Origin of the sequence: Clostridium gallinarum, assembly GCF_014836325.1 — a bacterium.
GTDB classification, from domain to species: domain Bacteria; phylum Bacillota; class Clostridia; order Clostridiales; family Clostridiaceae; genus Clostridium; species Clostridium gallinarum.
This window is the reverse complement of sequence record NZ_JACSQZ010000004.1, coordinates 55,971-70,295: the sequence shown is the minus strand read 5'-3', so window position 1 is coordinate 70,295 and position 14,325 is coordinate 55,971. Positions and strand designations below refer to the sequence as shown.

Sequence of the window (14,325 nt, the reverse complement as noted above, 5' to 3'; positions counted from 1 at the left end):
TCTTTTTGGTTAGAAAAAAGATTATAATACATATGGGAAAATAAGGTATAATTAAGATGGATAAAAAATTATTTCTAAGTTAATTTAAAATAATATTTGTAAGGGTAGAGAATTTTAATTTATGGAGGGTGTTAAAATGGCATTTAGTCAATTTGATTTTTTTTCAGCTAGTTTAAAAAAGGTTGTATCATTTAATATTTTATTACCTAATGATTGTTTTCCAGATATGATAAAGGGTAATATAAACTATAATAGGCCAACAAAAATATTAATGTTGTTACATGGATATTCAGGTAATAATAAGGATTGGTTGTTTGGAAGTAGAATTCAGCAACTTTCAATAAAATATAATATTGCAGTTATACTTCCAAATGGAGAAAATAGCTTTTATTTAGATGGAGATGCAGGTAATTATGGAACTTTTGTAGGAGAAGAGTTAATAAACTATGTAAGAAGAACATTTAATCTTTCTACAAGTAAGGATGATACTTATATTGGTGGACTTTCTATGGGAGGATTTGGTGCAATTTATATTGGAGTAAAATATAATAAGACTTTTTCAAAAGCTTTTGCACTTTCTTCAGCATTAATAATACATGATATAAAGAATAAGGATGAAAATTTTTCGAATGGAGTAGCTGATTATAATTATTATAGAAATGTTTTTGGAGATTTAAATAATCTAGAAGAAAGTGAAAATAATCCAGAAAAATTGATTAGAATATTAAAAGAAGATAACAAAGAAATTCCATCTATTTTTATGGCATGTGGAAAACAAGATTTTTTAATTGAGCAAAATAGAGCTTTCTATAAATTCTTAATTGATAATAAAGTGAGTGTTTTATATAAGGAAGATGATGGAGTTCATGATTGGGAGTTTTGGAATAAATATTTAGAACCTTCAATAGAATGGCTATTAAAAGAAAATAATTAAGTTTTTTATACTGAATATAAATTTAATTTAAGTTTATATTCAGTATTTTTATATTTGTATGAGTATAGCAAATAATAGTATTATATATACTTTTAAATTTCAATTTGATATAATTTTTAATAAGTTATTACAGGGATTATATTGTCTAAAATTAAGAATTAAAATTCTAGACAATATTTTTAGTATATAGAAAAATGAAAAAGGAGGTAAAAATATGCCTAAATTTAAGATAGAGTCAAAGTTTAAGCCAACAGGAGATCAACCTGCTGCTATAGAAAGCTTAGTTAATTCAATAAATAATGGAGATAGAGCACAAACTTTATTAGGAGTAACTGGATCAGGAAAGACTTATACTATGGCTAATATAATTCAAAGAGTCCAAAAGCCTACTTTAGTATTAGCTCATAATAAAACTCTAGCAGCGCAATTATGTTCAGAGTTTAAGGAGTTTTTTCCTAATAATATAGTGGAATATTTTGTATCATACTATGATTATTATCAACCAGAAGCTTATGTTCCTCAAACTGATACATTTATAGAAAAAGATGCTTCAATAAATGATGAAATAGATAAATTAAGACACTCAGCTACATCAGCTTTATTAGAAAGAAGAGATGTTATTATTGTTGCATCAGTATCTTGTATTTATGGTTTAGGTAATCCAGAAGAATATAAAAAGCTTACTATATCTCTAAGACCAGGAATGGTAAGAGATAGAGATGACATAATGAGAAAACTTATAGAAATTCAATATGAAAGAAATGATATAGATTTTGCCAGAGGAAGCTTTAGAGTTAGAGGAGATTCTTTAGATATTATTCCAGCATCTTCTTCAAATAAAGGAATTAGAGTTGAGTTCTTTGGAGATGAAATAGAAAGAATAAGAGAATTTGATGTTTTAACAGGAAATATAATTGGTGAAAGAAATCATGTATCTATATCTCCTGCATCTCACTTTGCTACTTCACATGAAGTGTTAGAAAAGGCTATAACAACAATTGAAGGAGAACTTGAAGATAGACTTAGAGAGTTAAATAGTCAAGAAAAGTTATTAGAAGCTCAAAGATTAAGACAAAGGACCAATTTCGATATAGAAATGATTAGAGAAATGGGATATTGTAGTGGAATAGAAAACTACTCAAGAATATTAGATGGTAGAGCACCGGGAACTCCACCACAAACTTTATTAGATTACTTCCCAGATGACTTTTTAATGTTTATAGATGAAAGTCACGTTACTTTACCACAATGTAGGGCTATGTATGCAGGTGATAGGTCAAGAAAAGATACTTTAGTAGAGTATGGATTTAGATTACCTTGTGCCTATGATAATAGACCACTTAAGTTCCCAGAGTTTGAGAAAAAGATAAATCAAGTAGTTTTTGTTAGCGCAACACCATCTCAATATGAATTAGATCATTCAACTAATATAGCGGAACAAGTTATAAGACCAACAGGATTACTAGATCCAGTAATAGAAATAAGACCTGTGAAGGGACAAATTGATGACTTATATGCAGAAATTAAGAAAACTACAGAAAAAGGTTTTAGAACTCTTATAACTACATTAACAAAGAGAATGGCTGAAGATTTAACTAAGTATTTAAAAGATTTAGGAATAAAGACTACATATATGCATTCAGATATAGATACTATAGAAAGAATGAAAATTATAAGAGATTTAAGACTTGGAGAATTTGATGTATTAGTAGGAATTAACCTATTAAGAGAAGGGCTCGATATTCCAGAAGTAGCATTAGTTGCAATTTTAGATGCTGATAAGGAAGGATTCTTACGTTCAGAAACTTCATTAATACAAACAATAGGTAGAGCGGCTAGAAACTCTGAAAGTAGAGTAATAATGTATGCGGATAACATTACTAAGTCGATGGATAAAGCTATGAAGGAAACTGAAAGAAGAAGAAAAATTCAAATTGAATATAATGAAAAGAATGGAATTACTCCACAAACTATTATAAAAGATGTAAGAGAAGTAATCGAAGCAACTAAGGTAGCAGAAGAAAAGGTTGAATATAAATCAGAAGATAAGAAGACTATTTCAGAAAAAGATAAGAAGAAATTAATTAAGAAATACACTGAAGAAATGATGGATGCAGCTAAGAACTTACAATTTGAAAGAGCAGCAGAGTTACGTGATATAATAAATGACTTGAAAAGCTAAAGCTTAGTTAAGAATGTAAAATTAAGAATTAAGAATTAATGAAAAAACTCCTTTCGGAGTTTTGAAAATATAATATTCTTATTTTGGTAATTTGGAACAAATTACTTACATAATTTTTTATTCTTAATTCTTAATTACAAGCAAAGCTTGTCAAAGGGGTGGTTAAGTGGAATTATTGGAAAGTTGTAAATTGTGTCCGAGAAATTGTGGTGCAAATAGATTAGGTGAAAAAAGAGGATTTTGTGGAGCAGGAGAAAAAGTAAGGGTAGCAAGAGCTGCCCTTCATTATTGGGAAGAACCTTGTATATCTGGTGATATAGGTTCTGGAACAGTATTTTTCTCTCATTGCACATTAAAATGTGTTTTTTGTCAAAATTATAATATAAGTCAGTGCTCATGGGGAAAGGAGATAACAGTAGAAAGATTAGCTGAAATATTTATAGAGCTTCAAGAAAAAGGAGCTTTAAATATAAATTTAGTCACCCCAACACATTATGTTCCTCAAATTATTGAGGCTATAAAAATAGCAAAAGCTAATGGTTTAAAACTTCCTATTATTTATAATAGTAGTGGATATGAAAAAGTAGAAACTATAAGACTTTTAAAAGGTTATATAGATGTATATTTACCAGATTTAAAGTATTTTGATACAAAATATGCTAGTAAGTATTCTAAAGCAAAAGATTATTTTTCCTATGCTAGTGAAGCTATAAATGAAATGATAAATCAAGTTGGGGAAGTTAAATTTGATGAAAATGGAATAATACAAAAGGGTGTAATAATTAGACATCTTATGCTACCAGGGCTATTATTTGATTCTAAAAAGATAATAGATTATATATATAATACATATGGAGATAGGGTTTATATTAGTATTATGAATCAGTACACACCTTTAGAGCATGTAAAGGAATATCCAGAATTGAATAAGCCTTTAAATCAAAAACATTATGAAGCTCTTATCGATTATACATTAAACTTAGGGGTTAAAAATGGATTTATTCAAGATGAAGGAACAGATAAAGAAAGTTTTATTCCTTTGTTTAATTTTGAAGGAGTGTAGATGCTTACGCATAATTAAAAATGTAAAATGTAGAATGTAGAATTAAGGAAAAAAATCCTTCGGATTTTTAAATAAAAGGAGCTTTGCTCCAAATTTAAATTTAGTTTTGAAGTATTAAAATTTCTGGTGTAAGAGGTAGAGTTTTTATTTAAGTTTGAAAAGATATAAACATTGTATGACGGTGACTTGGAGCGTATGCGACGGAACAAGGAATATAATGTTTATATCTTTTTTGTATTTAATTTAAACAAAAGTACTTTTGCATTCGTCTATAGTATAGAGAGTAAATTTTAGTTGTGAGTAGGGGGAGAAGGGTGTTTAAAAGGGAAAAGATTTTTGAGGAATATATTAATGAGAACAAGGAAAAGCTATTTAAGATAGCCTATATATTTTTGAAAAATAAAATTTGTAAGCTTTAAATTTATTAAGAAAAGAAATTGAGGAGGATGAGTCATGAGAGATTTATTTAATAAAGAGAAAATAATTTGTAAAAATATTGAAATTCCTGAAGACTTAGACTTCTTAGCTGTTAAATCTATAGCTGAAGGTAAGAAACAAAATAATAGAGTATCAATAATATTTAAAATAGTAGCAGCTTCTTTTATAGCTTTTATAATTACTTTAAATTTGTTTCCAAAGTTTTCGATAGTAGCTCAAAAACTACCTATTATAGGTAAATTAGCTGAGTTATTAACTATAGATAAGGTCTTTAATAATACAATAGATGATGACCTAATAAAAGATTTGCATTAAGAAAATGAGATTAATTAATAAAATTAGCAAAGGGTATAATAAACCTAAGTTGTGTTTATTGTACTCTTTTTTTGCAAATACTTTAATATATAATTGACATGCTTTATAATAAAAATTAGAATAGAGTAAAGAACGCTTGTTCGAAATAGATGTAAATATAAGGAGAAAGGGTAAAAAGTATGAAGGATAAAATTATAATAAAAGGTGCTAAAGTACATAATTTAAAAAATGTATCGTTAGAAATACCTAGAGATAAATTAGTTGTATTTACGGGATTATCAGGATCAGGAAAATCATCATTAGCATTTGATACTTTATATGCAGAAGGACAAAGAAGATATGTTGAATCTCTTTCATCCTATGCAAGACAGTTTTTAGGCCAAATGGATAAACCAGATGTTGAATATATTGAAGGATTATCGCCGGCTATATCTATAGATCAAAAGACAACAAGTAAAAATCCAAGATCTACAGTAGGAACAATCACAGAAATATATGATTATTTAAGATTACTATATGCAAGAGTAGGAAAACCTTATTGTCCAAAATGTAAAATTCCAATAGAACAACAATCTGTTGATCAGATTGTGGATAGTGTTATGGCTCTTGGGGATAGAACTAAAATTCAAGTTTTGGCTCCAGTGATAAGAGGGAAAAAAGGGGTACATGAAAAAGTACTAGAAAATATAAAGAGAAGTGGATTTGTTAGAGCAAGAATAGATGGATCTATTTATGAATTAGCAGAAGAAGAAATATCATTAGAAAAAAATATAAAACATAATATAGAAGCTGTTGTAGACAGAATAATAATTAAGGAAGGTATAGAAGGAAGATTAGCTGACTCTATAGAAACAGCATTAAAGCTTGCTGAGGGGCTAGTAATTATAAATGTTATAGATAAGGAAGATATATTATTTAGTGAAAAGTTTGCATGCCCAGAGTGTGGAATGAGTATAGATGAACTTGCACCAAGATTATTTTCATTTAACTCACCATTTGGAAAATGTGACTATTGTGATGGATTAGGAACTTTAATTGAAATAGATGAAAAGTTAGTTATACCAAATAGAGATTTAAGTATATTAGAAGGTGCTATAGCAACTTGGGGAGATGGTAGATTAAAAGAAGATTCATGGACTTTTGCTATATTAAAGGCTTTAAGTGAAGAATATGATTTAGATTTAAGTAGACCTGTAAAGGAACTTAGCAGAAAAGAATTAGATTTAATTTTTTATGGAACTAACGGTAAAAAATTAAAGGTAACTTACACGAAAGATGGTGTAACTTCACAATATAATTATGCTTATGATGGAGAAATAAATTCATTAAAAAGAAGATATAGAGAAACTAATTCGGATATTATAAAAACTGAAATAGAGCAATATATGAGTGATAATCCTTGTCCAAAATGTAAGGGAGCAAGATTAAAAAAAGAAGCATTAGCTGTTTTGGTAGGAGATAAAAATATAAATGAATTTACTAAGCTTTCTATAAAAGATGAGCTTGATTATATAAATTCATTAGAATTCTCAGAAAAAGATAGAATGATAAGTGATCAAATTATAAAAGAAATAAAGAGTAGACTTAAATTCTTAGTAGATGTTGGTCTTGATTATTTAAATTTAGCTAGAAATTCAGGAACATTATCAGGTGGAGAATCTCAAAGAATAAGATTAGCAACTCAAATTGGTTCTGCTTTAATGGGTGTGCTATATATCCTAGATGAACCGAGTATAGGACTTCATCAAAGAGATAATGATAAGTTAATAGGAACTTTAAAGAATTTAAGAGATGTAGGAAATACTGTAATAGTTGTTGAACATGATGAAGATACTATGAGAGAAGCAGATTTTATAGTAGATATAGGTCCAAGAGCTGGTGAACACGGTGGGCAAATAGTAGCGGCTGGAACTGTTGAAGATATTAAAAATTGTAAAGAATCTATAACAGGACAATATTTAACAGGAGAAAAAACTATTAAAATTCCTAAGGAAAGAAGAAAAGGAAATGGTAATTATATAACTGTTAAAGGCGCTAAGGAAAATAATTTAAAGAATATAAATGTTAAATTCCCATTAGGTACTTTAACTATGGTAACAGGAGTATCTGGTTCTGGAAAGAGTACCTTAGTAAATGAAATTTTATATAAGGGATTAAATAGATTAGTTAATAGAAGTAAGAATCCAGTTGGAGATCACAAAGAAATATTAGGATATGAAAATATTGATAAGATTATTGATATAGATCAAAGTCCAATAGGAAGAACACCAAGATCAAATCCTGCTACATATACAGGAGTATTTGATATAATTAGAGAATTATTCTCTAATACACCTGAAGCTAAAATGAGAGGATATAAACCAGGTAGATTTAGCTTTAATGTTAAGGGTGGAAGATGTGAAGCTTGTACTGGTGATGGTATAATAAAAATAGAAATGCAATTCTTATCTGATGTATATGTACCTTGTGAGGTTTGTAAAGGAAAGAGATACAATAGAGAAACTTTAGAAGTTAAATATAAAGGAAAGTCTATAGATGATATTTTAAATATGACTGTAGAGGAAGGGTTGAAATTCTTTGAGAACCATCCAAGAATATTAAACAAAATTCAAACTTTATATGATGTAGGGCTTGGTTACATTAGATTAGGTCAACCTTCAACTCAATTATCTGGTGGTGAAGCACAAAGAATTAAATTAGCATATGAGCTTTCAAAGAGAAGCACAGGAAAAACTCTTTATATTTTAGATGAACCAACAACAGGTCTTCATATAGATGATGTAAATAGGTTAGTAGAAATACTTCAAAGACTTGTGGATTCAGGAAATACAGTAATAGTTATAGAACATAACTTAGATATGATTAAATGTGCAGATTATATTGTTGATTTAGGACCAGAAGGTGGAGATAAAGGTGGTACTATAGTTGCAACTGGAATGCCTGAAGAAATCACTAATGTAGAGGAATCATATACAGCCAAATATCTTAAAAAGATGTTAAGATAATTAAAGGGACTTGTTATTTTTATATATAAGTTTTAATATATAATTGTAATATAATACTAATTTTGAGGTGAAAAGATGGGTTTTTCAAAGCTAGTGACAATTGTTTTTGGTGTAGCTTTTATAATAGTACTTTACTTTATAATTTATTATGCACTAAAAATAATGTATAAGGACGTAAAAGGCGGTGGAAGAAGAAGACAATCTTCTGCTAAAAAGAATTATGGAATAGAAGTGCTAAGTGTAGGAGAAAACTCAAACTTAGAAGAAGGGTCTATCTTACTATTAAATGGTGTAATAACCATAGGAAGAAAAGACGGTAATACAATAAGATTAACTGAGCCATATGCTTCTGGTAATCATGCTAGGGTATTAGTAAAGAATAATGAAATATTAATAGAAGATTTAAATAGTACAAATGGTGTCTTTATTAATGATGAAAAAATTAATGGATATGCTAAGATTAGGGCAAATGACAAAATAAGAATAGGAAGTGCAATCTTTAAGGTCATAAGAGCAGAGAAAAATTAGAGGTGAGATGATGAACAAAGCATTAAAGTTAGAAAAAAGAGTTCTTAAATTAATTTATTTATTATGCTTACTTCTATTTACAAATCTAGCTTTATTACAAAAGCCTTTTGATAAGAAAGCTCTAATTATTGGAGTTATATTATGTATTATAATAGGCTTATCTCATTATATTTTAAGAAGGTTTTATCCTGATGGAGATAAGTTTATGTTTATCTTTTCGAGTATATTAGCTGTAGTTGGAATTGCGGTGCTTTACAGAATAGATCCTAGTTTTGCTTATAAACAATTAGTTTGGGTTACACTTGGGATAATTGGATATATGACTATAGTAATAGCTTTACCAGATTTAAAGAGTTTTGCTAAATATAAAAAGATTTATATGATAACAACCTTAGTTCTAATGCCTATGGGATTAATTTATAACCTTGTTATGGGGAGTTCCGTTAATGGAGCTATGAACTGGGTGTATATAGGACCATTTAGCTTCCAACCATCTGAGTTTGGTAAGATAGCTTTAGTTTTGTATTTATCAGCATCACTTATGAATTATGAAAGTAAAAATGTTATAAAAGAAGATTTTAAACAACTTATAGAACCAGCATTAGTAGTAATGTTTTCTTTAGTTTGTATGGTACTTCAAACAGATTTAGGATCAACTTTAATATTCTTTGGTATATCTGTAACTATGTTATATATAGCTACTTCAAAGAAGAAATATGTATTTACTTGTCTAGGGTTATCTGCAGTAGGTGCTATTGGAGCATATGGAGTTTTTGGACACGTTCAAAGAAGAGTTAAGATTTGGCTTGATCCATGGAAATATCAATATGATGAAGGGCGTCAAATTGTTCAAGGTTTATATGCAATTTCATCAGGAGGACTATTTGGTGTTGGACTTGGAAATGGTTATCCAGATTTAATTTTTGCTAGTGAAAGTGATTATATATTTGCAATTATATGTGAGGAATTTGGAATTATCTTTGCAGTAGGATTAATGATAATTTATTTCTTATTATTTTATAGAGGTATAAGAATAGCCTTTTTAACTAAAGATAGATTTAGTTTATTGGCTGCAGTAGGATTTAGTACTATGATAGCTTGCCAAACATTAGTTATAGTAGGTGGAATTTTTAAAGTAATACCACTTACAGGAATAACTTTACCACTTATAAGTTATGGTGGTAGTTCTATGTTAACTATATTTTTCGCTTTGGGGATTCTACAGAAAATTTCGGAAGAATACTAAAACTATTGGATTATTATTAGAAAACTGTTAGAAAAGATGAAAGAAAATATTATAGAATTTAAGGTATAGGAAAGAATTTTAGTGTATAATATAAAAGGAGTATTGAGATTAATTTCAATACTCCTTTTATATTAATATTTTAATCAGCTTTGAAATATCTAGGAGGAATTTATGAACGATTTATCGAAAAGTGTAAGAAACGTTATGGTTATATTTCTTTTTTGTTTTATAGCCTTAATATCATATATAGCATATTTTCAGGTTTTTAAAGGTCCTGATATAGCTAATGATTCAGGGAATAAAAGACTTTGGGCAAAAAGAAATGAAGTTTTAAGAGGAACTATTTATGATAGAGATGGAGAAGCTTTAACAAGTAGTATAAGAATAGATAAATTTAATCAAAGTAGAGAATATATTTATGGAGACTTATATGTTCATGCTTTAGGATACATAGATGAGAGATTTGGTATTACAGGATTAGAAGATCAATTTGATAGTGAATTATCAAAATATAATAGTTTTTCTAATGGAATAAGAAATTTCTTTAAAGATTTTGATTTAAAAAGTTCATTTGAAAATAGGGATGAAGAAAAAGTTGGAAATGGAATAGTAACTACTTTAGATTATGATATACAAAAGGCTGCATATGATGCTATGGGTGATTTAAAAGGAGCAGTTGTTGCTTTAAACCCTAAAACTGGAGAAATACTTGCAATGGTTTCTAAGCCTACTTATGATCCAAGCAACTTAGAACAGGTTATTGAAGATGCAAATTCAGGTGTTGATAATGATAGCAAATTATTAAATAGAGCTATAAGTGGAATATATCCACCAGGTTCAGTATTTAAGACAGTAACTTTAGCTGCAGCTTTAGAAAATGATTCTAGTGTAGCTAATAGAACCTTTAGTGATACAGGAAAAATTTTATTTCCAGATGGAACTGCATTAAATAATTATATGAATCAAGCTCATGGAGATTTAAGCTTGCAAATGGCATATAGAGTTTCTAGTAATGTAGTATTTGGAACTTTAGCAATGGAAATGGGAAATAGTAAACTTAAAGAAGTAGCTGAAAGATTTGGATTTAATTCAAGAATAAATGGAACAGGTCTAACTATACCAGCTAGTAATTTTCCAACATTAGAGGATTATGAAGTTGGTGATATAGCACAAAGTGGAATAGGTCAAGGCAGAGTATTATCTACACCTATACAAATGGCTATTGTTGCAGCTACAGTAGCAAATGATGGTGTATTAATGGAGCCTAAGCTAGTAAATAAGATAGTTGATAAAGATGGAAATACAATAAAAGAAATTTCTAATAAAGTTTTAAAAGAAAATGTTATATCTAAGGATATAGCTAATACTGTAAAAGAATATATGGGATATTTAGTATCAAATAATCTATATAGATGGCCAGCTTTTGAAGGTACAAATGCAGGAGGAAAAACTGGTACCGCAGATTACATGTTAGAAGATGGTTCAGAAGGTATACCACATGGTTGGTTTATATCTTTAGCACCAATAGATGATCCTCAAATAGCAGTTGCTGTAATAGTAGAAGAGGGCGAAAATGGTGCTGGATCAGCGGCTCAAATAGCATCACAAGTTGTAAGAACAGCTATTTTAGGAGATTAGAATTTTTATAAAATATTAGAAATATTAAAGTACGAAAACTCCTTCGGGAGTTTTTGGTTTTTATTTAGGAAATTATAATAAAGTCCAATATGTAGAAAACTTTATTGGAATAGTAAAATTAGTAGTGTAAGATTTATAGTTTTATAATTTCCTTCATTCAGTTTGCAAAGAGATAAACATTGTATGACGGTGACTTGGAGCGCATGCGACGGAGCAAGGAATATAATGTTTATCTCTTTTCCATCTGTAAAGGCATTATTCTACAAAATTTGCTTAGGATCTCTCACTATTTAAAAATTAATACATATATTAAATTGTGGTTAATTTTAAACTTTTAAGATAAAAGGAGATAATTAATATATGTTTAGAGTAAAAAGGTTAGATATAGAGGGATGCTACTTAATAACACCAAATGTTTATATGGAAAGTACTTGTGATTTAATTAAGATTTTTAATGAAAGTCAATTTAATATATATGGCTTAAGTACAGAATTTAAAGAAGAATATTATGCTATTGCTAAACCAGGAGTTGTAAGAGGAATACATTTTCAATTACCACCTGAAGAACATGATAAATTGATAACTTGTATAATGGGAGAAATACAGGATGTAGTAATAGATTTGAGGAAGAAATCTAAATCTTTTGGGAAGTATATAACAGTAGAATTAAATGAGAGTAATAGAAATTTAATATATGTACCATCTGGATGTGCTCATGGATATTATATTAAAGGAGATAAGCAAGCTTTAGTTTATTATAAAGTTACAAAGCCGTTTATAAAAGAATTAAGAGGTGGAGTACATTGGAATTCTTTAGATATACCGTGGGAATTTAACAAAGATGAAGTAGAGGTAGAAATAGAAGATGAATCATGGAATAGATTTGAGGAGTTTAACTCACCTTTTTAGTAAATAATTTTGCAATTAACAATAATTTTTTTTATTGTTAATTGCAAATAATTTTACTAGTGATAAAATTTATATTGCAAAGTGAAAAATAAGGAGAGAAATAATATGTTTGATTTTGAATATCATTTAAAGAACTTGCCAGAAAAGCCTGGTGTTTACATAATGAAGAATTCACTTGGCGAAATAATATATGTAGGAAAAGCAAAAATATTAAAAAATAGAGTTAGAAGTTATTTTCAAAATTCTAAAAACCATTCAGAAAAAGTAAGAGTAATGGTTAAAAATATTTCTGAGTTTGAATATATAGTTACAGATTCTGAGATGGAAGCTTTAATATTAGAATGTAATTTAATAAAAAAGTATAGTCCAAGATATAATATTGCACTAAAGGATGATAAATTTTATCCTTTTATAAAGATAACAACTAATGATGATTTTCCAAGAGTATTTGTTACTAGAAAGTATGCAAAAGATGGAGCTAAATATTTTGGACCATATACTAATGCAACGGCAGTTTATGAAACTATACAATTAATTAATAAAATATTTCCAATAAGAACTTGTAAGTTAATTATAAAAGAGAATGGAGAGAAGGTTAGACCTTGTCTTAATTACCATATTAAAAAATGTGTTGCTCCTTGTGCAGGATATGTAAAAAAAGAGGAATACAATGATATGATTAATGATATTATGGATATACTTAATGGTAAGGATAAAACCATAGTAAATGAACTAAAAAGAGAAATGGAAGAAGCCTCTAGTAAATTGGAATTTGAAAAGGCAGCAAAAATAAGAGATAAAATTCTTGCTATAGATGCCATTGTTGAAAAACAAAAGATATTCAAAACTATGGAAGGCGATGAAGATTTCATTAATATATATCAAGATGAAAAAGATAGTTGTATTCAAGTGTTTTTTTCAAGGGATGGAAAAATCACAGGACGTGAGCATTTTATTTTTAATAATACAGCTGATGAAAAGATTGGAGAAGTTTTAGAAGATTTTATAACATCATTTTATGGAGGAACAGCTAAAGTTCCTAGAACTATATATGTTCCAGATATTGATGATTCAGAACTTATAGAAGATTTCTTAACTATAAAAAGAGGTGCTAAAGCATGGATTAAGGTTCCTCAAAAAGGACAAAAGAAAGATATGCTTGAGATGGTAAAGAATAATGCAAAAATTACATTAGAACAATTTAAGGATAAATTCTTTAAGGAAAAAGAAATAAATAGGATTTCTTTAGAAGAGTTACAAGAAATATTAGAATTAGATGAACCTCCATTTAGAATAGAATCTTATGATATATCCAATATACAGGGAGTAGATTCTGTAGGTACTATGGTAGTTTTTGAAGAAGGAAGAGCTAAGAATAGTGATTATAGAAGATTTAAAATAAAGTCAGTAAAAGGGGCTAATGACTATGATAGTATGAGAGAAATATTAGAAAGAAGATTTAGTCATGGCTTAGAGGAAATAAAGAAAATTCAAGAAAGACAATTAACCTTTTCAAGTGGAAAATTTTCAAGCTTTCCAGACTTAATTATGATGGATGGTGGTAAGGGGCAAGTAAATGTAGCCTTACAAGTTTTAGAAAAATTAAATATTAGTATACCTGTTTGTGGATTAGTTAAAGACGATAGGCACCAAACTAGGGGAATTATTTATAATAATAAAGAGTTAATAATTAATAGAAGCTCAAATTTAATGCAAATGATTAGAAGAGTACAGGATGAAGTTCATAGATTCGCTATAACATATCATAGAACTTTAAGAGATAAAAGAACATTACATTCTATATTAGAGGATATTCCGAATGTAGGAGAAAAGAGAAGAAGAAACTTGTTAATGAAATTTGGAAGTGTAGAAAATATAAAATCTGCAACATATGATGAGTTATTAGAAACACCAAGTATAGATAAAAAAGCAGCTAATAGTATAATAGATTACTTTAATAATAAAAACAAATAGTAACAAAATGGTTACAAATTCATTATTATATACAAATATACTACTAATGGGTTGTTTATTAAATAGTTTTAATTTATACTATTTAAGATATTA

The 14,325-nt window shown here is 28.2% G+C and carries 10 protein-coding genes; all 10 read left to right on the top strand.

Features of this window, described 5'->3' with window-relative positions; all coding sequences use genetic code 11:
• The first annotated feature begins 136 nt into the window (after positions 1–136).
• The 10 genes from H9660_RS01845 to uvrC all read left to right on the top strand — a co-directional run bounded on the left by H9660_RS01845 (position 137) and on the right by uvrC (position 14,232).
• Entirely contained in the window at positions 137–934 is a 798-nt protein-coding gene (locus H9660_RS01845; RefSeq protein ID WP_191747961.1) for an alpha/beta hydrolase, read from the top strand.
• A 214-nt stretch (positions 935–1,148) separates the two neighbouring features.
• Positions 1,149–3,116: an excinuclease ABC subunit UvrB gene (uvrB, locus tag H9660_RS01840; RefSeq protein WP_191747959.1), complete on the top strand. Its 1,968-nt coding sequence runs from the start codon at positions 1,149–1,151 to the stop codon at positions 3,114–3,116.
• Positions 3,117–3,282: 166 nt separating this feature from the next.
• The gene (locus tag H9660_RS01835; protein ID WP_191747957.1) at positions 3,283–4,179 is read left to right on the top strand and encodes a radical SAM protein; all 897 of its coding nucleotides are present in this window, start codon (positions 3,283–3,285) and stop codon (positions 4,177–4,179) included.
• Between the two features lie 453 nt (positions 4,180–4,632).
• Complete coding sequence (locus H9660_RS01830) at positions 4,633–4,932, top strand: hypothetical protein (protein WP_191747955.1); 300 nt, start codon at positions 4,633–4,635, stop codon at positions 4,930–4,932.
• A gap of 179 nt (positions 4,933–5,111) precedes the next feature.
• On the top strand, positions 5,112–7,937 hold the full coding sequence (uvrA, locus tag H9660_RS01825) for an excinuclease ABC subunit UvrA (protein ID WP_191747953.1): 2,826 nt from the start codon (positions 5,112–5,114) through the stop codon (positions 7,935–7,937).
• Between the two features lie 75 nt (positions 7,938–8,012).
• Positions 8,013–8,465, top strand: coding sequence for an FHA domain-containing protein (locus tag H9660_RS01820; RefSeq protein ID WP_191747950.1), 453 nt, complete (start codon positions 8,013–8,015; stop codon positions 8,463–8,465).
• A gap of 10 nt (positions 8,466–8,475) precedes the next feature.
• Positions 8,476–9,711, top strand: coding sequence for an FtsW/RodA/SpoVE family cell cycle protein (locus tag H9660_RS01815; protein ID WP_191747948.1), 1,236 nt, complete (start codon positions 8,476–8,478; stop codon positions 9,709–9,711).
• 171 nt (positions 9,712–9,882) lie between these two features.
• Complete coding sequence (locus H9660_RS01810; RefSeq protein ID WP_191747946.1) at positions 9,883–11,349, top strand: peptidoglycan D,D-transpeptidase FtsI family protein; 1,467 nt, start codon at positions 9,883–9,885, stop codon at positions 11,347–11,349.
• Positions 11,350–11,709: 360 nt separating this feature from the next.
• Positions 11,710–12,258 (top strand): dTDP-4-dehydrorhamnose 3,5-epimerase family protein, encoded by a 549-nt coding sequence (locus H9660_RS01805; protein ID WP_191747944.1) that lies wholly within the window; start codon positions 11,710–11,712, stop codon positions 12,256–12,258.
• Positions 12,259–12,363: 105 nt separating this feature from the next.
• Entirely contained in the window at positions 12,364–14,232 is a 1,869-nt protein-coding gene (gene uvrC, locus H9660_RS01800; protein WP_191747942.1) for an excinuclease ABC subunit UvrC, read from the top strand.
• Positions 14,233–14,325: the final 93 nt, after the last annotated feature.